The following is a 25,069-nucleotide window of genomic DNA, read 5'->3' as shown; positions in this document are numbered from 1 at the left end:
ACCGGGGGTGTAGCCTGCCGGAGGGGGGCGCGGCAATGGGGCCGGCGCGTGGCGCGGCAGGCATGCAGGACCCGCAAGACCCGCTCTGGCCGCCGGGTCGAAGCCTGCGCCCGTGGGCCGTCGCGGCGCTCGCGCCGATGTGCGGCGATGGCCGAGCGGCAGCGGGGCGGGGCACGCAGCGGTGACCGGGCAGGGCCTCGACGGCCCGCCGCGGCTGCCGGCATGGTCGGGGCCCGAGGGAGAACCACCCCGGGGAGAATGAATGAACAGTCGATGCGACGCGCCCTGAGGTGCCGGCCCGCCGCGCTGGCGCTGCTGCTGACGCTGTTCGGCGCCGGCTGCGACGACGAGCCCTCGGGCCTCGAGGTGCCGCTGGCGCAATGGCAGCGCAGCAACGCGGCGCGGCGGCCGCTGCCGACCGGGCAGGGCGTCACCCTGCATGTGCCGGAGCTGCCAGGGATGGGCTGCCTCAGCACCGCGCCGCCCGAGGCCATGGCGATGTGCCAGTTCCGCCTGGAGGAGCGCAGCGGCCGGCTGCTGCCGCCCGGCCGCGCCGAGCTCGAGGCGCTGCAGGTGACCATGCTGTTCCTGCCCGGCTTCTACCGCACGCACCGGCTGTTCTCCCGCGCGGCGCCGGAGAACTGGCCGCCGCTGCCGGGGGACTCGATGCAGGCCGCGGTGCAGGGGGCGCTGGAGGGGACGGCCGCCGGCCGCCGCTATGCCGTCGGCTGCTGGCGGCGGCAGGTGAACGCGCCGCAGGGCCCCTTCGCCTGTGCCCTGGCGGTGGAGGGGCTGCGCATCGGCTCCAGCCTGGTCGAGTTCGCGGCCCCGCCGCCGGCCGAGCCGCAGCAGCGCGCCGCCGAGGCCGCAGCAGACCCGCCATCCGGCCAGGCGATGCTGATCGACCGCGCCCGGGTCGAGCGGCTGGTCACCATGATCGCCGCCATCGAGCGCAGCTTCGAATGATTCCTGGCTAGCTGGCGACGTCGCCGAAGATCGCCCGCATCAGCGCATAGAGCGCGCCGCCGGCCAGGAAGCCGACCAGGGTGCCGTTGATGCGGACATATTGCAGGTCGCGCCCGACCCGCAGCTCGATCTTCTCGACCACCGTCGCGGTGTCCCAGCGGGCGACGACGCCGGCGATGAAGTCCGACAGTTGCGCCTGGGCGGAGGGCAGGGCAGCGCGGGCGGCGCGGGTGGCGAAGCCGTTCAGGCGGTCTCTCGCGGCGGCGTCCTCCGCCAGCAGGGTGCCGAGATTGGCGAAAAGGCCGGCGATCAGCGCGACGCCGCGGCCCTCCGGCGCGCCGGCATCGGCGGCGACCATCGCCTTCAGCCGGCCCCAGAGGTCCATCAGCCAGGCGGCCACCGTCGGATGCGCCACCGCCTCGCGCAGCGCCCGGCCAATGGCGGCGGCGCGCTCGGGGTCGGTCTCGAGGCGCTCGATCTCGGCCGAGAGCCAGGTCTCGAAGGCCTGGCGCAGCGCGCTGTCGCCGGGCTCGACCTTCTCGAGCTCCTGGTTGATGGCGGTCAGGATGCGCCGCGCCACGGTGCCGCCGGCCAGCCAGCCGACGAAGGCGCCGCCCTCGGCACGGACGCGGGCCTGGATGGCGCCGCGCAGATCCTCCTCCTTGGCGGCCAGCAGCGCCTTCATCTGCTCCAGCGCCAGGCCGAAGACCGCCTGGTGCTGGCCGCCGGCCATCAGCGCGCGCAAGGCCCGGGCCAGCAGCCGCGCCGAGCCGGGCCCGGAGACCAGCCGCGGCAGCAGGCGGCTCAGCAGGCGGCGGGCGCGGCCATCCTCCAGGCTGTTCAGCAGGGCGGGCAGGCTGGTGGCCAGCGCCTCGGCGGCGGGGCGGCAATTGGCCGGGTCGGACAGGTAGCGGCGCAGCAGACCGGCCAGGTCGATGCGGGCCATGACCCGGTCGAGCTCGGCCTCGGTGAAGACGTGGTTGGCGACGAAGCGGCCGAGGCCGCGGCCCAGCCTGTCCTTCTGTCGCGGGATGATGGCGGTGTGCGGGATGGGCAGGCCCATCGGCCGGCGGAACAGCGCGGTGACGGCGAACCAGTCGGCGAGCCCGCCGACCAGCCCCGCCTTGGCCGAGGCCTGCAGCAGGGACGTCCAATAGCCCGGCGGCAGGGCATAGGCGCCGAGCATCAGCCCGCCCATGCCGGCCAGCAGGCCGGTGGCCAGGCGGCGGTGGCCGGCCAGGCGGCGGCGCAGCTCGGCTTCGGAATCGGCAAGGGGGGCCGGGGGCAGGCCTGGCGGCAGGGGCGCGGATCCATCCATCGCCGCGGAAGGTAGTGTCGCCAGGGCACCGGCGGGAGGCGCCCCCGGCTGACTTTCCCTCCATCGCGGCCGAGCCATGCGCTGGCGAGGCTTGTCCTGGGCAGAGGAAATGTTATCTCGTAACAGCATGAGCCTCTCGCCCCGCGATCTGTTCGCCGATCCCCTGGCGCTGTCCGCCGGCACGCCCGCGCGGCTGGCGCTGGCGGCGCTGCTGCTGGCGCTGCTCTGGGGCGGCGTGGCCTGGGCGCTGGCGGCATGAGCTACGAGATCTCTCTGTCGGATCTGACGCTGACGCATGGGCGGCGGGCGGCGGTTCACCATTGCTCGGGCCGCTTCGCGCCGGGCAGCCTGACCGCCATCGTCGGGCCGAACGGGGCCGGCAAGTCGACGCTGCTGCGCGCCATCGCCGGTCTGCATTCCGGCATGGAAGGCCGGCTGCAGGCGCCGCGCGCGCAGATCGCGCTGCTGCCGCAGGCGGCGGCGCTGGACCGGCAGTTCCCGATCTCCTGCCTGGACGTGGTGCTGTTCGGGCATTGGGCGCGAGCCGGCGCCTTCCGCGCGCTGAGCCGGGGCGAGAAGCAGGCGGCGCGCGACGCGCTGGCCGCCGTCGGCCTCGAGGGCTTCGAGGCGCGGCTGGTCGGCAGCCTGTCGGTCGGCCAGTTCCAGCGCGTGCTGTTCGCGCGCCTCCTGGTGCAGGACGCGCCGGTGATCCTGCTGGACGAGCCGTTCAACGCCGTCGATGCCCGCACGGCCCAGGACCTGGTCCGGCTGGTGAAGCGCTGGCATGGCGAGGGCCGCACCATCCTGGCGGTGCTGCACGACCTGGAGCTGGTGCGTGCCGAATTCCCCGAGACGCTGCTGCTGGCGCGGGAGCCGGTGGCCTGGGGCCCGACCGCCGAGGTGCTGACGGCCGCCAACCGCATGAAGGCGCGGATGATGGCCGAGGCCTGGGATGCCGAGGCCGAGGCCTGCCTGCGCGACGCCGCCTGAATCCCCTTTCCTGATGTTCGACCTGTCCCTTCACGACCTGCTCTGGGCGCCCTTCGCCGAGTTCGGCTTCCTGCGCCGGGCGCTGGTGGGCTGCCTGGCGCTGTCGCTGGCCGCCCCGCCGCTCGGCGTCTTCCTGATGCTGCGGCGGATGAGCCTGACGGCCGATGTGCTGGCGCATGGCATCCTGCCGGGGATCGCCGCCGGCTTCCTGGTCGCGGGGCTGTCGGTCACCGCCATGTCGATCGGCGGGCTCGTCGCCGGCCTGGTGGTGGCGCTGGGGGCGGGGGCGATCAGCCGGGCGACCAACGGGCGGGAGGACGCGGCGCTGGCCGCGCTCTACCTGGTGGCGCTGGCGCTGGGCGTCACGCTGATCTCGACCCGGGCCGGGTCGGTGGAGCTGTCGCATCTGCTGTTCGGCAGCGTGCTGGGGGTGGATGACCCGGCGCTGTTCATGATGGCGGGGATCGCCAGCCTGACCTTGGTGGTGCTGGCCTTCGCCTGGCGGCCGCTGGTGCTGGAATGCTTCGATCCGGGCTTCGCCGCCGCTGCCCGCGCCCGCGGCGGGTTGTGGCACATGGTGTTCCTGGGGCTCTTGGTGCTGAACGTGCTGGCCGCCTTCCAGGCGCTGGGCACCTTGATGGCCGTGGGCCTGATGATGCTGCCGGCGGTGGCGGCCCGCTACTGGGCGCGCAGCGTCGGCGGGCTGGCCTATGTGGCGGCCGCTGTGGCGCTGGTCTCCAGCTACCTGGGCCTGCTGCTGTCCTATCATGTGGACCTGCCGAGCGGCCCCGCGATCGTGCTGGTCTCGGGCGGCTTCTGGGTGGTGTCGGTGTTGTGCGGCCCGGTGGATGGGCTGTTGTTCCGTTTCGTGCGCCGGGCGCATCTGGCGGGCTGAAGAATAGAAAAAAGATGGGGGTCCGGGGGAATTCCTTCCCCCGGCCTTTGCTTTAGGCTGCCCGGGTCTTTGTTCGGGAGCTTTGTTTGATGACCCTTCCTATCGTCCGTCTTGCCGAAGAGCAGCGCCTGTCCGGCGCCACCGTGGCGAACGGTTTCGTCTTCCTGGCGGGCCAGGTGGCCGACGACGACAGCCTGGATGCCGAGGGCCAGACTGCCGACATCCTGGCGCAGATCGATGCGCTGCTGGCCGAGGCCGGGGTCGACAAGCGGTCGTTGCTGCAGATTCAGATCGTGCTGGCCGACATCGCCGATGCGGCCCTGATGAACAAGGCCTGGGATGCCTGGCTGGATCCGGCGCACAAGCCGGCGCGGATGACGATCCAGGCGCCGCTGGTGAATCCGAAGTGGAAGGTGGAAATCACTGGCGTGGCGCTGGCCAAGGCCTGACTTCGGGCGGGTGGCGGGGATTTAACCCCACGTTCAGAAAGCCCGCAGAGTCCTGTATAAGAGAGCATTTTTGCCCCCTGGCCCGCCGGCCGGGGGGTTTTCGCGTGCGGTCCAAGCATGACGCGGCCTGGGCAGCGGCGTTAGGCGTGCCGCATGCCGCGGCCCGGTGGTTCCGGGGCGGCAGGCGGGACGTCCTCCAAAGCAGCAATGATTGCCGGTCCAGAATGCTCCGCGGCGAAGGTCGCGCGGGCGGCCAGGGCGGAGCTTGCCTGCTTCCCGGGGGGATGTCCGCGACCAGGTAGCGAAGGACTGGAACGATGCTGAGGCGCTGGCTTGGCCTGCTCTACGTGCAGGTGCTGATCGCGATCGTGCTGGGCGTGCTGGTGGGCGCCCTCTACCCGGCGACGGGGGCTTCGCTGAAGCCGCTGGGCGATGCCTTCGTGAAGCTGATCAAGGTGGTGATCGCGCCCGTGGTGTTCTGCACCGTGGTGCATGGCATCGCCAGCGTGCGCGACGCCAGCAAGGTGGGCCGTGTCGGCCTGAAGGCGATCCTGTATTTCGAGGTGGTCTCGACCTTCGCCCTGGCCATCGGCCTGATCGTGGCCAAGGTGCTGAAGACCGGCTCGGGCTTCAACATCGACCCGGCGCAGATGGACGCCAAGGCGATCCAGGGCTTCACCCAGCGGGCGCAGAGCGACAGCGTCGTCAGCCACCTGATGAACATCATCCCGGACACCTTCTTCGGCGCCTTCGTCAATGGCGACCTGCTGCAGGTGCTGTTCCTGGCGGTGATCACCGGCTTCGCCATCAACGCCCTGCCGGAGAAGATGCGGGTGCCGGTGGCGCATGCCATCGACCATCTGTCGGCGATCTTCTTCGGCATCGTGAAGATCGTGGTGAAGGCAGCGCCGCTCGGCGCCTTCGGGGCGATGGCCTTCACCATCGGGCAGTATGGCATCGGCTCGCTGCTGCGGCTGGGCGAGCTGGTGGCGACCTTCTACGCCACCTCGATCCTCTTCGTGCTGCTGGTGCTGGGCAGCATCGCCCGCTTCTGCGGCTTCTCGATCCTGCGCTTCCTCAACTATATCCGGGAGGAGCTGCTGATCGTGCTCGGCACCTCGAGCAGCGAGAGCGTGCTGCCGCAGGTGATGCGCAAGATGGAGCGGCTGGGCTGCGCGCCGAACGTGGTCGGGCTGACCGTGCCGCTGGGCTACAGCTTCAACCTGGACGGCACCAATATCTACATGACCCTGGCGACGATGTTTTTGGCATACGCCACCAACACGCCGCTGACCCTTGGGCAGGAGCTGACGATCCTGCTGGTGGCGATGCTGACCTCGAAGGGGGCCTCGGGCGTCACCGGCGCGGGCTTCATCACGCTGGCGGCGACGCTGTCGGTGATCCCGGACATTCCCATCGCGTCGCTGGCCGTGCTGATCGGCATCGACAAGTTCATGAGCGAGTGCCGCGCGCTGACCAACCTGGTCGGCAACGGCGTCGCCTGCGTCGCCATCAGCCGCTGGGAAGGCGAGCTCGACCGCGACCAGCTGCAGCGCGAACTGGCCGCCGGGCCGCAGCCGGAAGAAGCCAGGGCCGCCGCGTGACCGGCCCCGGCAAGAACCGTTAGCACCGGGACCGGTATCGGGCCGGGGAGGGCAGCCTCCCCGGCCGGTTTTCTTGTTGTTTTTCAACTCGCGAAAGAAATCTCGCGCGCTCGTGATCGGTGCTTCCGTTGGGGACGCGAACCGGGCATGCTCGCCCCGGCACGGCCCCCTCTTGGCCGCGCTTCCGCCGCAATGCCGGGACAGCCTGACGCCTTCACGAGAGATGCTTCCACCCCGATGCCCGCTTCCGAGCTGCCCCCGAGCAAGAGTACCTCCTGGCAAGGCAAGCGCGTCCTGGTCACCGGCGGCGCCGGCTTCCTGGGCAGCGGGCTGTGCCACGCCCTGCACAGCCTCGGCGCCGAGGTCACCGCGCTGGACGCCATGCTGCCGGAGGGTGGCGCGAACCGTGCCAACCTGGCCGGCAGCGGCATCCGCCTGGTCGAAGGCGACCTGCGCGACGCCGAGCTCACCCCGCTGGCCGAGGGGCTGGACGCGGTCTTCAACCTGGCCGCCCAGACCAGCCATGCCGGCTCGATGCAGGACCCGCAGACCGACCTGGCGATCAACGCCACGGCCCAGCTGCGGCTGATCGCAGCCCTCCGGGCCGGCTCGCCGAAGGCGGTGGTGGTGCACGCCTCCACCCGGCAGTTCTACGGCCGCCCGCGCTACCTGCCGGTCGACGAGAAGCACCCGATCAACCCGCCCGACGCCAACGGCGTCTCCAAGCTGGCGGGCGAGCAGTACTGGCTGATGGAAGGCCGCGTGCAGGGCCGCCCGGTCGTCTCGCTGCGGCTGACCAATTGCTATGGCCCGCGCCTGCGCATCCGCGACGCCCGCCAGACCTTCCTGGGCATCTGGTTCCGCCGCCTGCTGGAGGGCGATGCCTTCGAGGTCTGGGGCGGCGAGCAGCTGCGCGACCTGGCCTATCTGGACGACGTGGTCGCGGCCTTCCTGGCCGCGGCCGCGACCCCTGGCTGCGCCGGCCAGGCCTTCAACATCGGCGGTGCGCCCCCGGTCTCGCTCTTGCAGCTGGCCGAGGCCGCCGTCGCCGCGCATGGCGGCGGGACGTTCGTGACCAAGGAATTCCCCGCCGACCGCGCGCCGATCGACATCGGCAGCTTCCACACCGACGACAGCGCCTTCCGCGCCGCCACCGGCTGGGCCCCGAAAGTTCCGCTGGCGGAGGGGCTGCGCCGCAGCCTCGACTGGTTCCGCCCGCGCCTCGCCGACTACGCCTGACAACAACCAGCAAGCGCGCCCCCAATGGCGACAGGTACCCAAGGAGATGGGCAGATGGACATGCCCGTGATCACCGTCCCTCAGGCCGACCCCGGCGCCGCCTACCGCGCCCACCAGCCGGCCATCGACGCCGCCCTGCAGCGCGCGCTGAGCTCGGGCTGGTACATCCTGGGCGCCGAGGGCGCCGCCTTCGAGCGTGAATTCGCCGAATGGCTGGGCCTGCCGCGCGCCGTGGGCTGCGCCAACGGTACCGACGCGCTGATGCTGGTCCTCCGCGGCCTGGGCATCGGCCCGGGCATGACGGTCGCCACCGTCTCGCACACCGCGGTCGCGACGGTCGCCGCCATCGAGATGGTGGGCGCCACGCCCCTGCTGCTCGACATCGACCCCGACACCTACACCATGGACCCGGACGAGCTCGCCGCCGTCCTGGAAGACCCGCCGCCGGGCCTGCCGCCGATCCGCGCCGTCATCCCGGTGCATCTCTACGGCCAGGCCTGCGCCATGGGCCCGATCATGGAGGCCTGCCGCGCCGCCGGCGTCTTCGTCATCGAGGACTGCGCCCAGGCGCATGGCGCCACCATCGACGGCCGCGTCGTCGGCACGATGGGCGATGCCGCCGCCTTCAGCCTGTACCCGACCAAGAACCTGGGCGCCCTGGGCGACGCCGGCATCCTGGCCTGCGCCGACCCGGAGCTGGCCGACCGCATCGCCGCCGTGCGCCAATACGGCTGGAAGCATCGCTACCTGTCGGACAGCATCGGCGTGAACAGCCGCCTGGACGAGGTGCAGGCCGCCGTCCTGCGCGTGCGCCTGCCGCTACTGGCCGCCGGCAACGCCCGCCGCGCCGCCATCGCCGACGCCTACGACGCGGCGCTCGCCGGCAGCCGCATCCTGCCGCCGCTGCGCCGCGCCGGCGCCGGCCACGTGTTCCACCAATACGTCATCCGCAGCGACGACCGCGACGAGATGGCCGCCCGGCTGCGGGCGCTGGGCGTCGGCTCGGGCATCCACTACCCGGTGCCGGTGCACCTGCAGGGCGCCTATGTCGGCCGCACGCCCGTCGGCCCGGCCGGCTGCGCGGAGACGGAGGTCGCCAGCCGCGAGGTGCTGAGCCTGCCGATCTTCCCGGAACTGTCCGACGCCCAGGTGGAGACGGTCTGCTCGGCGCTGCGGATCGTGGCGGCAGACTGAAGAGAAGACAGGAGCAGGCCAGGGGAATGAATTCCCCTGGACCCCTTCTTTTCTCTGTCTGATTGCCATGTCCACGTGGCGACGGGACGTGAAACGGCCAATCGACAGCGCGACCTTTGAGGGTGCGCCGTTCTTGTGTATCGGCGTCCCGCCGCGATGCCTGCCGGCGGTGCCGGTAAGGCGCAGGTCTGGCCAGGGCCGGTCATCAGAAAAAAGATGGGGGTCCAGGGGGAATTCATTCCCCCTGGCCTTCACCTTGCCTTCCTCGCTATACGCCGCCGCATCGCTCACCCTGGTGGATAGAAACCTCCCGATGCTGCGACTGCACGAATTGAAGCTGCCTCTGGACCATGCGCCGGAGGCTCTCCGGCAGGCTGTTCTCGATCGTCTTGGCGTTGCCGAGGCCGAGCTGCTCGACATCCATGTCTTCCGCCGTGGCTATGACGCGCGGAAGAAGCACGCGATCCTGCTGATCTACACGCTGGACGTCACCCTGCGCGACGCGGCGCCGGTGCTGGCCCGCTTCGCCCGCGACCCGCATGTCGGGCCGACGCCGGACACGAAGTACCGCTTCGTCGGGCGGGCGGCGCCGGGCGATGCGCGGCGGCCGCTGGTGATCGGCGCCGGGCCCTGCGGGCTGCTGGCCGGGCTGGTGCTGGCGCAGATGGGCTTCCGGCCGATCATCCTGGAGCGCGGCAAGGAGGTGCGGGCCCGCACCAAGGACACCTGGGGCCTGTGGCGCCGGTCGGAGCTCAACCCGGAATCCAACGTGCAGTTCGGCGAGGGGGGCGCGGGCACCTTTTCGGACGGCAAGCTCTACAGCCAGATCAAGGACCCGCAGCACCACGGCCGCAAGGTGCTGGAGGAATTCGTCCGCGCCGGCGCGCCGGAGGAGATCCTGTTCCTCTCCAAGCCGCATATCGGCACCTTCCGCCTGGTGCAGATGGTCGAGCATATGCGCGCCGAGATCGAGCAGCTGGGCGGCGAGTATCGTTTCAGCAGCCGGGTGACCGACTTCCTGGTCGAGACCGCGGCCGACGGCGCCCGGCAGATCCGCGGCGTGGCGCTGGCCGACGGCAGCACCATCGAATCCGACCATGTGGTGCTGGCCATCGGCCACAGCGCCCGCGACACCTTCGAGGCGCTGCTGCAGAGCGGCGTCTACATGGAGGCCAAGCCCTTCTCGGTCGGCTTCCGCATCGAGCACCCGCAGCGCATGGTCAACGAATGCCGCTTCGGGCCGTCCGCCGGCAACAAGCTGCTGGGGGCGGCCGACTACAAGCTGGTGCACCACGGCAGCGACAACCGCTCGGTCTACAGCTTCTGCATGTGCCCGGGCGGCACGGTGGTCGCCGCCACCAGCGAGCCCGGCCGCGTCGTCACCAACGGCATGAGCCAGTACCAGCGCGCCGAGCGCAACGCCAATGCCGCCATCGTCGTCGGCATCGAGCCGGAGCGCGACTATCCCGGCCACGTCCTGGCCGGCGTCGACTTCCAGCGCCGGCTGGAGGAGGCGGCCTTCGTCGCCGGCGGCGGCGACTATCGCGCGCCGGCCCAGACGGTGGGCGACTTCCTGGCCGGGCGGCCCTCCACCAGCCTCGGCGCGGTCGAGCCCAGCTACAAGCCGGGGGTGACGCCGACCGACCTGGCCGCCTTCATGCCGCCTTTCGTGATCGCCGCCATCCGCGAGGCCCTGCCGGCCTTCGACCGCCAGATCAAGGGCTTCGCCCGGCCCGATGCGGTGATGACGGGGGTGGAGACGCGCACCTCGTCCCCGGTGCGGATCAGGCGCGGCGCCGATGGGCAGAGCCTGAACACCCGCGGGCTGTTTCCGGCCGGCGAGGGCGCGGGCTATGCCGGCGGGATCCTCTCGGCCGGGGTGGACGGCATCAAGATGGCGGAAGCCGTGGCGCGCAGCATGCTGGGCCTGCCGGAGGCCGTCAAAGCCGCCGCCTGAGGCCGGTTTTCCCCGGCATGGAAGCGGGCCGAAAAGCGAATGAAATTGCCGCTTCGGCCTCGCTTCGGCACCGGTTTTGCCGCATTCTCACCAAAATGCGAGGTGAGCCTCGGCGGGTCAGGACGGTGAACGTCCGCGGCCGAGGGTGAGGGGGTTTCGCTTGAGCTTCAGCTTCCCAGAGGCGCCGCAAAGCCTGGCGCCCGGCAGGCCGCGCCTGGGCGCCGGCCTCCGCAGCACCGCGATCTGCGTCGGCATCGTCGCCGCCTGCCTCGGCATGGTGCTCTTCGCCCTGCTGCGCACGCCGATGAAGGACGACCTGGCCTGGCTGCTCTGGGTCGCCGGCCAGTGGCTGCGCGGGCAGGAGCTCTATATCGACCTGGTCGAGGTCAATCCGCCGCTGATCATCTGGCTCAGCGCCCTGCCGGTGATGCTGGCCGACCTGACCGGGCTGACCTCGAAGCAGGTGGCGCTGCCGATGATCGCCGCCGCCGCGCTGGGCTCGGCCTGGACGGTGGCCGGGCTGCTGCGCGGCACCTCGCCGGTCTTCGACCACCGCCCCGCCACCTTCGCCGCCATCGCCAGCGTGCTGCTGGTCATGCCGGGCGTCGAGTTCGGCCAGCGCGAGCACCTGATGGTCATCGCCGTGCTGCCGCACCTGGCGCTGCTGATCCGCACGCTGGAAGGCCAGAAGTCGTCGATCGGCATGTCGCTCGGCGCGGGCGTGCTGGCCGGGCTCGGTGTCGCGCTGAAGCCGCGCTACGTCATCTGCCTGGCCGCCGTCGAGCTGGCCGGCTGGCTGCATCGCGGCTTCCGCATCCGCCTGGCGCCGCTGGTCGCGGGCCTCGCAGGCCTGCTGTACCTGGCCAGCATCGTCTGGTTCGTCCCCGCCTTCATCGAGCGCGCCGTGCCCCTGGCGCTGACCCTCTATGGCGGCACCGACACCGGCCCGCTGCAGCTGGCGCGCGAATCCTGGGTGCTGCTGCTCGGCCTGGCCACCTGCCTGGTGCTGACCTGGCGCACCGACCGCGGGGGTGCTGCCTCCGGCGTCATGCTGGTGCTGACCGCCTTCGCCGCGGCGGCCACCATCGCCATGTTCATGGACGGCAAGAACTGGTTCTACCACCGCATCCCGGCGCTGATGGCGGTGACCTTCGCCCTGGTCTTCTGGTGCGCCGACGTGGCGCTCCGCCGCGGCCCGACCCTGCGCTTCCGCTGGGCGCTGGTGGCGCTGGCCATGCTGCCGCTGACCCTCTACGTGCAGCAGACCTCCGGCCGCATCTATGAGCGCCTGGTCCTGGCCGTCGAGCCCGACCAGACCACCGAGGTCCGGCTGGAGCGCCTGATCCGCCGCGAGAAGGTGCGCAGCTACATGGCTTTCTCCGAGTGGATCGGCCTGGGCTTCCCGGTGGTGAACAACACCAACGTCACCTGGGCCTCGCGCTTCGATTCGATGTGGGCGCTGCGCGGCGAGATCTGGCGCGCCCGCCAGGACGGCGGCGTCGCCCCGGACGAATGGCCGATCCGCCACTGGGTGGTGCAGGACTTCATGGAAGGCTGCCCCGACCTGGTCGTCGTCGACCGCCGCGGCGAGGCGATGAACTACCCGGCCATCCTGTCCCAGGCCAATGCCGGCTTCGCGGCAATCTGGGCGCGCTACCGGCAGATCGCGGTCGTCGACGGGTTGCAGGTCTATCGTCGCCAGGGCGAGGGCTGTGGAGATTCAGCAGGGTTGGGGTGAAGGGAAGACAGGGGTAGGCCAGGGGAATGAATTCCCCTGGACCCCATCTTTTTTCTTTCAGACTGCCGTGTCCACGTGAAGACAGTCGGTGAAAGGGCCCGGCGCCAGCGCGACCTTTGAGGACGCGCTGTTCCTATATGAAAATGGCGCCCCACCATGATGCCTTGGTGTGGGCGCCGTTGGGGCGCAGGTGTGCAAAAGGCCGGTGATCAGAAGAAAGATGGGGGTGCGGGGGAATTCATTCCCCCGACCTTCAAGCCGCTTCTCTATCCCCCGAACTTATCGGCCCACTGCTGATGAAACGGCAGATCGACGATCTCGCAGAATTCGCCGTAGGAGATCATCGCCTCGGCCCGACCCTTTGGCGTGCCGGCGGACTTCAGCACGGACAGCGTCTCGCTGATCGCCTTTGCCGCCGAGAACAGCGTGCTGACGGCGTAGAGCACGACGGAGAAGCCCAACGCCTGCAGCTCGTCGGCGGAGAGCGCCACGGTCTCGGTGCCGTCGACGATGGAGACCACCTTGGGGCCGGGGATGGCTTTCGCCACGGCCTCGATCTCGGCGATCTTCTTGATGCCGTCGACGAAGACCAGGTCGACGCCGGTTTCCTGGTAGAGTCGCGCCCGGCGCAGCGCCTCGTCCATGCCGGCCGCGCCCAGCGCGTCGGTGCGGCCGATGATCATCATGTCGGAGCTGCCGCGGGCTTCCACGGCGCAGCGCAGGCGTGCGGCGCTTTCGTCCGCGTCGACCAGGCGGATGCCGGCCAGCTGGCCGCAGCGCTTCGGCGCCACCTGATCCTCCAGGTGGATGGCGGCGACGCCGGCCTGGATGTATTCGCGGACCGTGCGGTGGATGTTGGACGGGCCGCCATAGCCGGTGTCGGCGTCGGCGATCACCGGGATCCCGACGCAGCGGGTCATGTTGCGGGCGTGCTCGGTCATCTCGGTCTGGCTGAGCAGGCCGATATCCGGCGTGCCGAGGCGGCTGGCGGTGGCGCCCAGGCCGGTCATGTAGATCGCCGGGAAGCCGGCGCGCTGCACCAGCCGGGCGGTCAGCGAATCCGGCGCCCCGGGGGCCTGGACGATGCGGCCCGAAGCGATGGCGGCGCGCAGCCGGGCGCCGGGCGTGGTCTCGGTCATTCCTGTTTTTCCTCCCGTGATGGCGTCAGCGGCCGCCGGCGACGTCGATGATGGTCGCGGTGACATAGGCCGAGGCGCCGGACAGCAGCCAGAGCGCAGCCTGCGCCACTTCCTCGGGCCCGCCCACCCGCTGCAGCGGGATGACCCTGGCGATCTCGGCCAGCTTGGCACGGTCGCCGAGGCTGTCCTGCTGGATCGGCGTGTCGATGATGCCGGGAGCCAGCGCGTTGACGCGGATCCCGGGGGCCAGCTCCTTGGCGCTCGCGCGGGTCAGGGCGGCGATGGCGCCCTTGGTCGTGGCGTAGAGGGCGTTGCCCGGCATGCCGCCGGTGCGCGCCGCGATCGAGGACAGGTTGACGATCGAGGCATGCGGATGCGGGGCGCGGGCGCCCAGATAGGCGCGGGTGCAGTAGAGCACGCTCTTCAGGTTGACCGAGAGGACTCGGTCGATTTCCTCGGCCTCCATCTCGGCCAGCGGCATGCGCTTGCCGATGATGCCGGCATTGTTGACCAGGTGGGTGGGGCGGAAGGCCTCGGGCAACGCCCGTGCCGCGGCGGCGACGGCGCCGGCGTCGCTGACATCGACCTGGGCGGCGTGGACATCGGCACGCATCCCGGGCGGCGCGCGCAGGTCCCAGACCACGGCCTTGCCGCCATGGGCCAGCACGGCGTCGACGATAGCGCCGCCGATGCCGGAGGCGCCGCCGGTGACGAGGACGACGGCGCCGTGCAGCGCGTCGGGTGCGAGGCTGGGGGCAGGCTGGGTCATGCGGGCGCTTCCTTCGGGGCTTTGGCTTTCATCTAGGATACATGTTCTTGTGTTCCAGAAGCAAGCCGGCTAGCCTGCTGCCAAAGCCGCCCGGGAAGGTGTGGCACGTGCGAGGAATGTCCCAGGAACCGCGCCGGCCCCCGTCCCGGCTTGGCAGGGCCCCTCTCCCGCACGACGCCCGACCGCGGCCTGCGAGGAGGAAAGCATGTCCACTGCCCTGCCCCTGACGGAGGCCCCGCCCGGGCTTCGTGCCGGCACCATGAAGAAGCTCTACACGCGCATCGTGCTGTATTGCTTCGTGCTGTTCATCATCAACTACCTCGACCGCGTGAATGTCGGCTTCGCGGCGCTGCAGATGAACGAGGAGCTGGGGCTGACGCCGCGCATCTTCGGCATCGGCGCGGGCATCTTCTTTCTCGGCTACATGGCCTTCGAGGTGCCGAGCAACCTGATCCTGCACAAGGTGGGCCCGCGCATCTGGATCGCCCGGATCATGGTGACCTGGGGCATCATCTCCTGCGCCATGGCCTTCACCGCCGGGCCCTGGAGCTTCTACATCCTGCGCTTCCTGCTCGGCGTCGCCGAGGCCGGCTTCGCGCCCGGGATCCTGCTCTATCTGACCTACTGGTTCCCGGCGAAGGAGCGCGGCCGGGCGGTGGCCGGCTTCATGACGGCGACGGTGCTGTCCTCCGTCATCGGCGCGCCGCTCTCGGGCTGGCTGATCAGCAGCACGCATGACTTCGCCGGCTTCTCGGGCTGGCAGTGGATGTTCCTGCTGGAAGGGGCGCCCGCCATCATCCTCGGCGTCGTCACCTTCTTCTACCTGGTCGACCGGCCGGAGCAGGACCGCCACTGGCTGACCCCCGCCGAGCGCGACTGGCTGGTGGCCGAGCTGCGCCAGGAGCAGAGCGCCGTCGCCGGCCATGGCATGGAGGATTTCCGCGCCATCTTCCGCGACAGCCGGGTCTGGCTGCTGACCCTGGTCTATATGTGCAACGGCATCGCCATCTATGGCGTGGTGCTGTGGCTGCCGCAGATCGTCAAGAGCATCGGCGGGCTGACCAACCTGCAGACCGGGCTGGTCTCGGCCATCCCCTTCGTCTTCGCCGCCATCGGGCTGATCGTCATCGCCCGCAATTCCGACCGCACCGGCGAGCGCAAGCTGCACACGGCGCTGAGCGGGCTGTTCGGCGGGCTGTTCCTGGCGGCCAGCGCCTTCGCGCCGACGCCGCTGATCGGGCTGGCGCTGCTCTGCTGCGCCGCCTTCGTGCTCTGGGCCACGCTCGGCGTGTTCTGGACGCTGCCGACGCAGTTCCTGACCGGGGCGGCCGCCGCGGGTGGCCTGGCGGCCATCAACGGCTTCGCCCAGCTCGGCGGCTTCTTCGGCCCGACCCTGGTGGGCTGGGTGCGCGAGAGCACCGGCAGCTTCACCTATTCCCTGCTGGCGCTGGCGGTCTTCCCGGTGATCGGCTGCCTGATCTGCCTCTCGCTCAAGGCGCGGCGCGACGCTTAAATAGGCGGCGGGACATGGCAGCGGGGGAGTCGCGGATGCCGGATCAGACGAAGCGGGCGCCGTCGCTCGGCGCGCGGCTGGCCGATCGCATCCGCGGCGCCATCATCTCCGCCGATGTCGACCTGGGCGAGGCGCTGTCGGAAGACGCCCTCGCCGCCGCCTTCGGGGTCAGCCGCACGCCGGTCCGCGAGGCGCTGCGGCTGCTGCAGACCCAGGGGCTGGTCAGCGTCGTGCCGAAATCCGGCACCTTCGTCTTCAGCCCGAGCGAGGCGGATATCGTCGAGCTCTGCGAGTACCGCTCGCTGCTCGAGGTGAAGGCCGCCTGCCTGGCCTTCGAGCGCGCCCGGGCCGAGACCCATGCGGCCCTCGCCGCGGCGCTGGAGGAGATGCAGGCGGCCGCGGCGGCCGACGACATGAAGCGCTACGGCCGCGCCGACATGGGCTTCCACCTGGCCTTCTTCGCGCAATGCGGCAACCGCTACCTGACCCAGGCCTATGACATGTGCCTGGGCCGCGTCTCGGCGCTGCGCACCCATCTGGCGGTGCTGAGCCAGGGCGAGCCGGCGCGCTCGCTCGGCGACCATGCGCGGATGGTGACGCTGTTCGGCGGCACCGCCGCCGAAGACCTGGCGGAGATCCTGGACCGGCATATCCGGCGGACGCGGGAGAACTATATCGAGGCGCTGCAGGGCCGGCTTCGCGCCGCGGCAGCCGCCGACCCACGGGCCAGGCTGCGCCGGAAGCTGGGCGTCGGCTGAACCGACGCCCAGGTCTCAGATCAGCGCATGGGGGGCGCGTATTGCAGGCCGCCCTTGTTCCACAGGTTGTTCATGCCGCGCGGGATGCCAATCGGGCCCAGGTTGCGCTCCCAGATCTCGCCATAGTTGCCGACGGCCTTGATCACGCGCACTGCCCAGTCCGGCTCCAGGCCCAGCATCTTGCCCAGATCGCCGCTGCGGCCGATGAAGCGCTGCACGTCCGGGTTGGTGCTGGCCGCCTGCTGGTCGACATTCGCCGCCGTCAGGCCGAGCTCCTCCGCGGTCAGCAGGGCAAAGTGGGTCCAGCGGGCGATGTCGGAGAAGCGCCAGTCGCCCTTGCGGATGGCGACGCTCAGCGGCTCCTTCGAGATCAGCTCCGGCAGCACCACGAACTGGTCGGCATTGGCGCCCTGGTTGTAGCGCAGCGCCGCCAGCGTGGTGGAATCGGTGCTGTAGGCGTCGCAGCGGCCGGAGAAGAAGGCCTTGCGGACCTCGTCGATGTCCTCGATCAGCAGCGGGGTCATGCTCAGCCCCTGGGCGCGGAACCAGTCGGCCGCGTTCAGCTCGGTGGTCGAGCCGGGCTGCATGCAGATGGTGGCGCCGTTCAGCTCCTTGGCCGAGCTGATGCCGAGCGACTTCTTCACCATGAAGCCCTGGCCGTCGAAGACATTGGTGCCGACGAAGACCAGGCCCAGCGCCGCCTCGCGGCCCAGCGTCCAGGTGGTGACGCGCGACAGCACGTCGATGTCGCCCGACTGCAGCTGGGTGAAGCGCTGCTGCGTCGTGGTCGGCACGATGCGCACCTTCTCCACGTCGCCCAGCACCGCCGTCGCGATGGCGCGGCAGTAATCGGCATCGATGCCGCGGAAGCGGCCATCGGTGCCCGGCGTCGCGAAGCCGACGGTGGAGGGGGTCACGCCGCAGACCAGCGCGCCGCGCGCGCGGATGGCGGCCACCGCGTCGGCGGAGGGCGCTTGGGCGAGAGCCGGGGTGACGACGGACAGAAAGGCGGCAGCGAGGCCGCCGAGGCCGGTGAGAGCCAGCGGGCGCATGATGGGTTGTTCCTCCCCTTGCCGGCCTCGCAGAAGGGGCGAGGCCGGGGCGGCCGGATTAAGGCTTTGGCACCGCTCGCGCGCAAGGGAGCGCAAAAAAGAAACCGGTGGAAAAGCTCACCCGGCCGCGAGCGACGGCGGCGCGGCTTCCCGTCCAGGAGGTCTCGGCCAGGGCAGCGGGCGCAATGCCGCCTCCTCCACCGCATCGGCCAAAGCCGGGCCCTGCAGCTCGGTGCAGCCGGCGGCCAGCACGGCGGCGAGCTGGCCCTTGCTCTCGACCCCCACCGCGCTGACGCCGAGGCCGAGACGCTGGCCCAGCAGGGCGATGGCGGTGACCAGGCTGGCGGCCGGCTCGCGCTCGACATCGCGCACCAGCATCGGCGCCAGGCGCAGCCGGTCGAAGCGGAAGCGCTGGAAGGCGGCGAGCGAGGTGGCACCCTCGCCGAAGCGGTCCAGCGCCAGGCCGACGCCCTCGGCGCGCAGCCTGCGCAGGGCGCGCGGCACCTCGGCCGGGGCAGCGCCCAGCACCGCCTCGCCGACGGCGATCTCCAGCCGCGCCGGGGCCAGCCCGGTCTCGGCCAGGACCGCGGCCACCATGCCGCAGAAGCCGGGGTCGCGCAGCTGCACCGGGGTCACCGGCACGGTCAGGCGCCAGGCGGCCGGCCAGGACAGCGCCGCCAGGCAGGCCCGGCGCAGCAGCATTTCTCCGAGTGGCAGCACCAGCCCCGTGCGGTCGGCCAATGCCAAGAAGGTCTCGGCCGGGATGGCGCCCTGCAGCGGGTGGCGCCAGCGCGGCATGACGCAGCAGCCGGCCATGCGGCGGCGCTCGGCGGCGAAGACCGGCTGGTAGAGCAGGTCGATCTCGCCCTCGGCGAGCGCCCGGCGCAGCGCTGCCTCCATGCCCTCGTCGGCGCGCTGCCGCGCCTCCAACCCGGAATCGTACAGGAAGACGTCGCCCCGGCCCTCTTCCTTGGCGCGGTAGAGGGCAAGGTCGGCGCAGCGCAGCAGGGCATCGGCGCTGCCGGCGTGGCGCGGCGCCAGCGCCAGTCCCAGGCTGACGCCGATCACCGCCTGGCGCGCCTCCAGCTGGTAAGGTTCGCACAGCGCGGCGCCGAGGCGCGCCGCGGCGGCCAGGGCCTCGGCCTCCCCCACCCCTTCCTTCAGGATGGCGAATTCGTCGCCGCCCAGCCGGGCGCAGAGGCTGCCGGGGGAGAGGGCGTCGCGCATCCGGGCCGCGACCTGGCGCAGCAGCGCGTCGCCGCCGGCATGGCCGAGCTGGTCGTTGACCTCCTTGAAGAAGTCGAGGTCGAGCAGCAGCAGGGCGGCGGGCCGGCCGGCGGCCAGGCAGGCCTCGAGCCGCGCCATGAATTCGGGGCGGTTGGCCAGGCCGGTCAGGGCATCATGCCGCGCCAGATAGGCGATGCGCCCGGCCCGCTCCTCCCGCTCGGTGACGTCGCGGTCGATGCCGCGATAGCCGATCAGCGTGCCGTCGCCGGCGATCAGCGGGATGCCGCTGGTTTCCAGCACCACCTCCCGCCCGTCGGCGCGGCGGTTGCGGTTCAGCAGGCCGGAGAAGGGCGCGCGGCGGGCGACGATGCCGCCGAAGATGGCACCGACGCGCTCGGCCTCCGCGGGCGGCATGAAGTCGAAGGGGGTGCGGCCGAGGATCTCCTCCGGATGGAAGCCCAGAAGGAGCTCGGCATGGGCCGAGACGAAGGTGTAGCGGCCGGCGGCGTCCACCTCCCAGATCCAGTCGGAATTGATGTCGAGCAGCGCCTGCAACCGGTCCCGCTCACGCAGCAGCGCCAGCTCGGCCTCCGGCACCGGGCGGGGCGCCGGGGCCGTTTCTCCACCAGCCAGGGCGGGCCAGGCCCGCCGGAACAGGAGCTTCAGGATGCGCAATCGGCGACCTTGACCGTCGGGGGATGCGGGAAGACCCGGCCCGCCGTCCGGCGGGACGGTCAAGGTCAGGCCAAGGGGCCGTCCGATAACACAATGCCGCGCATGATGCGATGCCGGTAAGATTCAAACGCGGGCGGGCAGCTGGACTTTCTGCCTCAGCCCCTCGACCTCGGCGCGGGTCGGATGCGCCGTGCCGGCATTGGAGACCGCGGCGGCGCCGGCAGCCATGCCCCAGGCGAAGGCGTCGTGCGGCGCGGCGCCCCGGGTCAGCGCCAGCGTCATCGCGGCGACGAAGCTGTCGCCGGCGCCGACCGCGCCGCGCACGGTGACGGGCAGCGCCGGCAGCCGCAGCACCCCTTCGCTTGAAGCCAACAGCGCGCCCTCATGGCCGAGGGTCACGGCGATGAGCTTGGCCGCGCCCTGCCGCACCGCCTCGGCGGCAGCAGCCTCCAGCGCGCCGGGCTCGCGCAGCGAGCGGCCGGCCAGAGATTCGAACTCGCCCTGGCTGGGCTTGATCAGGGTCACGCCCTGGCCGATGCCGGCCCGCAGCGCCGGGCCGGAACTGTCCAGCACCAGGTGCAGGCCGCGCTTGCGGGCGATGGCGGCGACACGGGCATAGAAGTCTTCCGGCACGCCGCGCGGCAGGCTGCCACTGGCGACCAGCCAGTCGCCTTCCGGCAGATGGTCCAGCGCGTCCAGGGCAGCGCGCCATTCGCTCTCGGCGACCTCGGGGCCTTCGGGGACGAAGCGGAATTCCTCGCCGATGCTGCGGTCCAGCACGGTCTGGCTGATGCGGGTGCGGCCGGCGATGGGGATGGCGCGGTGCGGCAGGCCGATTTCCTGCAGCAGCTCGACCAGGAAATGGCCGGTGACGCCGCCGGCCAGGATGACCGCCTCGGTGTCGCCGCCGAGCTCCTGCACCACGCGGGCGACGTTGACGCCGCCGCCGCCGGGATCCTGGCGTTCATCCGTGGTGCGGATCTTGCGGACGGGATGCACCTTCTCGGCCTGGCAGGCCAGGTCGATGGTGGGGTTCAGGGTCAGGGTGGTGATGCGCGGCGCCATGCCAGGAAATGTGTGGCGCGCGCGCAGCCTCTACAACCTTCGATCGCGTGTATCCCGCGACCGCTTTCGTTTATTTACGGCGCCTTATGGATCGGGTCGATCCAGGGCACGTTCTCCGGCTTCTCCACCGGCTCGATGTCCAGGTTCACCACCACCGCCTCGTTGTCGCTGCGGACGAGGACGCATTCCAGCGTCTCCTCCTCCGAGGCGTTGATCTCCTGGTGGGGAACATAGGGCGGCACGTAGATGAAGTCGCCCGGGCCGGCCTCGGCGACGAATTCCAGCTTCTCGCCCCAGCGCATGCGGGCGCGGCCGCGGATCACGTAGATGACGCTTTCCAGCGCGCCATGGTGATGCGCGCCGGTCTTGGCCTTGGCATGGATGTGAACCGTGCCAGCCCAGATCTTCTGCGCGCCGACCCGGGCGGCATTGATCGCGGCGGCCCGGTTCATGCCGGGGGTCGAGGCGGTGTTGGTGTCCAGGCTGTCGGCCGGGATGACGCGGACGCCGGAATGCTTCCAGCCATCGGCCGGCGGATCCACATGCAGATCGGAATGGTTGAGACCGTCATGCGGCATGGGGCGATCCTCCGGCTTGGGCGCGTGCTATTTGCCATTGTGCCACGGGGCCTCGTGCATCGGTCAACCCGCGACCCCGCGAAAGTGACGTGCAGCCATCTTCCGGCAGGTGTCATCATCCTGCAACCCGTCTGTCATCCCGCTGTCAGGGCTGCGGTCTAAGCGGTCCGCCCATCGCAGAACGGGTGGGACAGGCTTGAACATGGCGCGCCGCAAGAACGTGTTGCTGATCGTGGTGGACCAGTGGCGGGCAGACTTCATGCCTGTGCTGGGGGCTGACTTCCTGCGCACGCCGAACCTGGACCGGCTGTGCCGCGAGGGCGTCACCTTCAAGAACCACGTCACCACCACGGTGCCCTGCGGCCCGGCGCGGGCCAGCCTGCTGACCGGCCTGTATCTGATGAACCACCGGGCGGTGCAGAACACCATCCCGCTGGATGCGCGCCACCTGAACCTGGCCAAGGCGCTGCGGCAGATCGGCTATGACCCGGCGCTGATCGGCTACACCACGACGACCCCGGACCCGCGCGCCAATCCGGGCAAGGATCCGCGCTTCTCCATCCTGGGCGACCTGATGGAAGGGTTCCGGGCGGTCGGCGCCTTCGAGCCGAGCATGGACGGCTATTTCGGCTGGCTGGCGCAAAAGGGCTTCAAGCTGCCGGAAAACCGCGAGGATATCTGGCTGCCGGAGGGCGAGGACTCGGTTCCCGGCGCGACAGACCGCCCGTCGCGCATTCCGTCCGAGCTGTCGGACACCGCCTACTTCACCGAGCGCGCCCTCACCTACCTGAAGGGCAAGGGCGACAAGCCGTGGTTCCTGCATCTCGGCTATTGGCGGCCGCATCCGCCCTTCATCGCCTCCGAGCCCTACAACACCATGTACAGCCCGGCCAACATGCCGGCGCCGGTGCGCAAGCCTGACTGGCAGGAAGAGGCCGGCCAGCACCCGCTGCTCGACTTCTACCTGCGCGGCATCAGCCAGGGCTCCTTCTTCCATGGCGCCGGCGGTGCTGCGACCGAGCTTTCCGAGGAAAGCATCCGTCAGATGCGCGCCACCTATGCGGGCCTGATGACCGAGATCGACGATGCCCTGGGCCAAGTCTTCGAGTATCTCGAGCAGACCGGGCAGTGGGATGACACCTTGATCATCTTCACCTCCGACCATGGCGAGCAGCTCGGCGACCACTACCTGCTGGGCAAGATCGGCTATCACGACGAAAGCTTCCGCATCCCGCTGGTGATCAAGGACCCCGAGGCGCCGCACTCGGCCGGCCGCATCGAATCGGCCTTCACCGAAAGCGTCGACGTGCTGCCGACCATCCTGGAATGGCTCGGCGGCCGCACGCCGCGGGCCTGCGACGGCCGCGCGCTGCTGCCGCTGGTGCAGCAGGGCAAGCCGGCCGACTGGCGCGATCATCTGTTCTACGAATACGACTTCCGCGACATCCATTACTCGCAGCCGGAGACGGCGCTCGGCCTCGACAAGGACGACTGCTCGCTCTGCGTCGTGCAGGACGAGGCGTGGAAATATGTCCATTTCTCCGGCCTGCCGCCGCTGCTCTTCGACCTGAAGGCCGATCCCGACCAGTACACGAATCTCGCCGCCGATCCGGCCCATGCCGCGACCGTCGCGACCTATGCCCAGAAGGCGCTGTCGCACCGCATGCGCCACGCCGAACGCACCCTGACCCATTTCCGGTCCACCCCCCGTGGCCTCGAGGAGCGCAGCTGATGCTCGCCAACCGTCGTTCCCTGCTGCTCGGTGCCGGCGCGCTCGGCGCCGCCGGCGTCCTGCCCCGCTTCGCCATCGCGCAGTCCACCGGCGCCGACCGCCGCCCCAGCATCGCCATCGCGGTGCAGAAGATCAGCAACTCCAACACGCTGGAAGTCCTGCGCGAGCAGTCCAACGTGGGCGAGCGCGTGCTCTTCTCCTCGCTCTGGGAAGGGCTGATCGGCCGTGACTGGCTGGGCGGCCTGAAGGCCGTGCCGGAGCTCGCCACCGAATGGAAGCGCATCAGCGACAACGTCGTCGAGCTGAAGCTGCGTCAGGGCGTGAAGTTCCACAACGGCGACGAGATGACGGCCGAGGACGTGGCCTTCACCTTCGGCCCGGAGCGGATGTTCGGCGACACCCTGCCGGTGGCCGATGGCCGCACCATCGCGATCAGCGGCGACCGCATCCCGACGCGCGCCGGCCGCGACCTGCCGGCCGAGGTTCCTGCCGTGGCGCGCCGTTCCTTCCCGGCGCTGCAGCGCGTCGAGGTGGTCGACAAATACACGGTGCGCTTCCACAACGCGACGCCCGACGTCACCATGGAAGGCCGCCTGTCGCGCTACGGCGCGCAGATCATCAGCAAGCGCGCCTATATCGAATGCGAGACCTGGTTCGACTGGGCGCGCAAGCCGATCCTGACCGGCCCCTACAAGGTCGCCGAGTTCCGCGCCGATCAATCCCTCCGTCTGGTCGCCCATGACGAATACTGGGGCGGCCGGCCGCCCCTGAGAGAAATCCGCTTCATCGAGGTGCCGGAGGTTTCCGCGCGCATCAACATGCTGCGCTCCGGCGAGGTGCAGTTCGCCTGCGACATTCCGCCCGACCAGATCGAGGGCATCGAGGGCGACCGCCGCTACGAGGTGCAGGGCGGCACCATCCTCAACCACCGCCTGACCTGCTTCGACAAGAACCACCCGCAGCTGGTCGATGCCCGCGTCCGCCGCGCCTTCACCCATGCGATCGACCGCCAGGCCATCGTCGACAGCCTCTGGGCCGGCCGCACCGTGGTCCCCCGCGGCCTGCAGTGGGACTACTATGCCGACATGTATGTCGCCGACTGGGAAGTGCCGAAGTATGACCCGGCCGAGGCGCAGCGCCTGCTGAAGGAAGCCGGCTACAAGGGCGACCCGATCCCCTACCGCCTGCTCAACAACTACTACACCAACCAGACGCCGACGGCGCAGATCCTGGTCGAGATGTGGAAGCAGGTCGGCCTGAACGTCCAGATCGAGATGAAGGAGAACTGGTCGCAGATCCTGGAGCGCAGCAACACCCGCGCCATCCGCGACTGGTCGAACAGCGCCCCCTACAACGATCCCGTCTCCTCCATCGTCAACCAGCACGGGCCGAACGGCCAGCAGCAGCAGGTCGGCGAGTGGCGCAACGACGAGATGACCAGGCTGTCGGTGGAGCTCGAGACCTCGACCGACCGCGCCCGCCGCAAGCAGGTCTTCCGCCGCATGCTGGAGATCTGCGAGCGCGAGGACCCGGCCTACACGGTGCTGCACCAGAACGCGACCTTCACGGCCAAGCGCCGCGAGATCGGCTGGAAGGCGGCGCCGGCCTTCGCCATGGACTTCCGCGCCGGCAACTGGAAGGGCTGAGCATGGCCGAGCCGCTCGTCGAGATCCGCGGGCTTTCGGTCAGCTTCGACGGCCTGCCGGCGCTGCGCGGCGTCGACCTGGCGATCCACCGGGGCGAGGCCGTGGCGCTGGTCGGCGAGAGCGGCTGCGGCAAGTCGGTCACCTGGCTTGCCGCCCTCGGCCTGCTGCCCGCCAAGGCGCGGGTCGGCGGCAGCGTGACGCTGGGGGGGCAGGAGCTGGTCGGCGCTGCCCCCACCACCCTGGACCAGGTGCGCGGCCGCCGCGTCGCCATGATCTTCCAGGATCCGGCCAGCAGCCTGAACCCGGTGCACCGCATCGGCCGGCAGATCGCCGAGGGGCTGCGGCTGCATCGCGGCATGGACGGCGCTTCGGCGCGCGCCGAGGCTAGGCGCCTGCTGGAGCGCGTCGGCATGCCCGACCCGGCGCGGCGGCTGGACGCCTATCCGCATGAGCTGTCCGGCGGGCAGAACCAGCGCGTGATGATCGCGATGGCCTTGGCCGGCGAGCCGGAGCTGCTGGTGGCCGACGAGCCGACCACCGCGCTCGACGTCACCATCCAGGCGCA

21 protein-coding genes and 2 pseudogenes are annotated in these 25,069 nt (G+C 70.7%); 16 read left to right on the top strand and 7 right to left on the bottom strand.

Annotated elements, in window-relative coordinates:
• The first annotated feature begins 273 nt into the window (after nucleotides 1-273).
• Nucleotides 274-966: a hypothetical protein gene (locus BKE38_RS01285; RefSeq protein ID WP_076955567.1), complete on the top strand. Its 693-nt coding sequence runs from the start codon at nucleotides 274-276 to the stop codon at nucleotides 964-966.
• A 7-nt stretch (nucleotides 967-973) separates the two neighbouring features.
• Here BKE38_RS01285 and BKE38_RS01280 read toward each other — a convergent pair whose 3' ends face one another.
• Nucleotides 974-2,284 (bottom strand): DUF445 domain-containing protein, encoded by a 1,311-nt coding sequence (locus BKE38_RS01280; RefSeq protein ID WP_076955566.1) that lies wholly within the window; start codon nucleotides 2,282-2,284, stop codon nucleotides 974-976.
• 127 nt (nucleotides 2,285-2,411) lie between these two features.
• Between BKE38_RS01280 and BKE38_RS33570 the strand changes: the two genes are divergently transcribed.
• The 9 genes from BKE38_RS33570 (at nucleotide 2,412) to BKE38_RS01240 (ending at nucleotide 12,350) form a co-directional block, all read left to right on the top strand.
• Nucleotides 2,412-2,543: a hypothetical protein gene (locus BKE38_RS33570; protein WP_278247596.1), complete on the top strand. Its 132-nt coding sequence runs from the start codon at nucleotides 2,412-2,414 to the stop codon at nucleotides 2,541-2,543.
• Entirely contained in the window at nucleotides 2,540-3,274 is a 735-nt protein-coding gene (locus BKE38_RS01275) for a metal ABC transporter ATP-binding protein (protein WP_076955565.1), read from the top strand. Before BKE38_RS33570 ends, BKE38_RS01275 begins: the two co-directional genes overlap by 4 nt.
• Before the next feature lie 22 nt (nucleotides 3,275-3,296).
• Nucleotides 3,297-4,169: a metal ABC transporter permease gene (locus BKE38_RS01270; protein ID WP_207553454.1), complete on the top strand. Its 873-nt coding sequence runs from the start codon at nucleotides 3,297-3,299 to the stop codon at nucleotides 4,167-4,169.
• Between the two features lie 89 nt (nucleotides 4,170-4,258).
• Nucleotides 4,259-4,618: a RidA family protein gene (locus BKE38_RS01265; RefSeq protein WP_076955563.1), complete on the top strand. Its 360-nt coding sequence runs from the start codon at nucleotides 4,259-4,261 to the stop codon at nucleotides 4,616-4,618.
• Between the two features lie 317 nt (nucleotides 4,619-4,935).
• Complete coding sequence (locus tag BKE38_RS01260; protein WP_076955562.1) at nucleotides 4,936-6,222, top strand: dicarboxylate/amino acid:cation symporter; 1,287 nt, start codon at nucleotides 4,936-4,938, stop codon at nucleotides 6,220-6,222.
• A gap of 237 nt (nucleotides 6,223-6,459) precedes the next feature.
• A complete protein-coding gene (locus BKE38_RS01255; RefSeq protein ID WP_076955561.1) occupies nucleotides 6,460-7,461 on the top strand; it encodes an NAD-dependent epimerase/dehydratase family protein in 1,002 nt (333 codons plus the stop codon).
• A gap of 54 nt (nucleotides 7,462-7,515) precedes the next feature.
• Nucleotides 7,516-8,655 carry a DegT/DnrJ/EryC1/StrS family aminotransferase gene (locus tag BKE38_RS01250; RefSeq protein ID WP_076955560.1) on the top strand — a complete coding sequence of 380 codons (1,140 nt, stop codon included), beginning with the start codon at nucleotides 7,516-7,518 and terminating at the stop codon, nucleotides 8,653-8,655.
• A gap of 313 nt (nucleotides 8,656-8,968) precedes the next feature.
• The gene (locus BKE38_RS01245; protein WP_076955559.1) at nucleotides 8,969-10,612 is read left to right on the top strand and encodes an NAD(P)/FAD-dependent oxidoreductase; all 1,644 of its coding nucleotides are present in this window, start codon (nucleotides 8,969-8,971) and stop codon (nucleotides 10,610-10,612) included.
• Between the two features lie 160 nt (nucleotides 10,613-10,772).
• A complete protein-coding gene (locus tag BKE38_RS01240; protein ID WP_076955558.1) occupies nucleotides 10,773-12,350 on the top strand; it encodes a hypothetical protein in 1,578 nt (525 codons plus the stop codon).
• A gap of 266 nt (nucleotides 12,351-12,616) precedes the next feature.
• Here the strand turns inward: BKE38_RS01240 and BKE38_RS01235 are convergent, their stop codons facing one another.
• Nucleotides 12,617-13,489 (bottom strand): isocitrate lyase/PEP mutase family protein, encoded by an 873-nt coding sequence (locus BKE38_RS01235; RefSeq protein ID WP_076955557.1) that lies wholly within the window; start codon nucleotides 13,487-13,489, stop codon nucleotides 12,617-12,619.
• A 25-nt stretch (nucleotides 13,490-13,514) separates the two neighbouring features.
• Nucleotides 13,515-14,258, bottom strand: a complete 744-nt coding sequence (locus BKE38_RS01230) for an SDR family NAD(P)-dependent oxidoreductase (protein ID WP_076955556.1) — start codon at nucleotides 14,256-14,258, stop codon at nucleotides 13,515-13,517.
• Nucleotides 14,259-14,463: 205 nt separating this feature from the next.
• Between BKE38_RS01230 and BKE38_RS01225 the strand changes: the two genes are divergently transcribed.
• Together BKE38_RS01225 and BKE38_RS01220 are read left to right on the top strand one after the other, a co-directional pair.
• Entirely contained in the window at nucleotides 14,464-15,771 is a 1,308-nt protein-coding gene (locus tag BKE38_RS01225) for an MFS transporter (RefSeq protein ID WP_076955555.1), read from the top strand.
• A gap of 35 nt (nucleotides 15,772-15,806) precedes the next feature.
• Nucleotides 15,807-16,529, top strand: coding sequence for a GntR family transcriptional regulator (locus tag BKE38_RS01220; RefSeq protein ID WP_076955554.1), 723 nt, complete (start codon nucleotides 15,807-15,809; stop codon nucleotides 16,527-16,529).
• A gap of 20 nt (nucleotides 16,530-16,549) precedes the next feature.
• Here the strand turns inward: BKE38_RS01220 and BKE38_RS01215 are convergent, their stop codons facing one another.
• From BKE38_RS01215 to BKE38_RS01200, 4 genes are all read right to left on the bottom strand, one after another.
• Complete coding sequence (locus BKE38_RS01215; RefSeq protein ID WP_076955553.1) at nucleotides 16,550-17,581, bottom strand: amino acid ABC transporter substrate-binding protein; 1,032 nt, start codon at nucleotides 17,579-17,581, stop codon at nucleotides 16,550-16,552.
• A 117-nt stretch (nucleotides 17,582-17,698) separates the two neighbouring features.
• Nucleotides 17,699-19,405 (bottom strand): putative bifunctional diguanylate cyclase/phosphodiesterase, encoded by a 1,707-nt coding sequence (locus BKE38_RS01210; protein ID WP_076955552.1) that lies wholly within the window; start codon nucleotides 19,403-19,405, stop codon nucleotides 17,699-17,701.
• A 201-nt stretch (nucleotides 19,406-19,606) separates the two neighbouring features.
• A complete protein-coding gene (locus tag BKE38_RS01205; protein ID WP_076955551.1) occupies nucleotides 19,607-20,548 on the bottom strand; it encodes a 1-phosphofructokinase family hexose kinase in 942 nt (313 codons plus the stop codon).
• A gap of 74 nt (nucleotides 20,549-20,622) precedes the next feature.
• A complete protein-coding gene (locus BKE38_RS01200; protein WP_076955550.1) occupies nucleotides 20,623-21,126 on the bottom strand; it encodes a cupin domain-containing protein in 504 nt (167 codons plus the stop codon).
• A gap of 202 nt (nucleotides 21,127-21,328) precedes the next feature.
• Between BKE38_RS01200 and pehA the strand changes: the two genes are divergently transcribed.
• The 4 genes and pseudogenes from pehA to BKE38_RS33940 form a co-directional block, all read left to right on the top strand.
• The gene (pehA, locus tag BKE38_RS01195; protein ID WP_076955549.1) at nucleotides 21,329-22,858 is read left to right on the top strand and encodes a phosphoric/sulfuric ester hydrolase PehA; all 1,530 of its coding nucleotides are present in this window, start codon (nucleotides 21,329-21,331) and stop codon (nucleotides 22,856-22,858) included.
• Nucleotides 22,858-24,504 (top strand): ABC transporter substrate-binding protein, encoded by a 1,647-nt coding sequence (locus BKE38_RS01190; RefSeq protein ID WP_076955548.1) that lies wholly within the window; start codon nucleotides 22,858-22,860, stop codon nucleotides 24,502-24,504. The genes pehA and BKE38_RS01190 overlap by 1 nt, the downstream gene beginning before the upstream one ends.
• A 2-nt stretch (nucleotides 24,505-24,506) precedes the next feature.
• Nucleotides 24,507-24,983: pseudogene (locus BKE38_RS01185) on the top strand (ATP-binding cassette domain-containing protein); the annotation flags it as partial.
• Nucleotides 24,960-25,069 (top strand): annotated as a pseudogene (locus BKE38_RS33940) (ATP-binding cassette domain-containing protein); the annotation flags it as partial. The pseudogenes BKE38_RS01185 and BKE38_RS33940, both read left to right, overlap by 24 nt.

It is taken from the genome of Teichococcus deserti (genome assembly GCF_001982615.1).
In the GTDB taxonomy this organism is placed as follows: domain Bacteria; phylum Pseudomonadota; class Alphaproteobacteria; order Acetobacterales; family Acetobacteraceae; genus Pseudoroseomonas; species Pseudoroseomonas deserti.
This window is presented reverse-complemented; position numbering and strand designations above follow the sequence as displayed.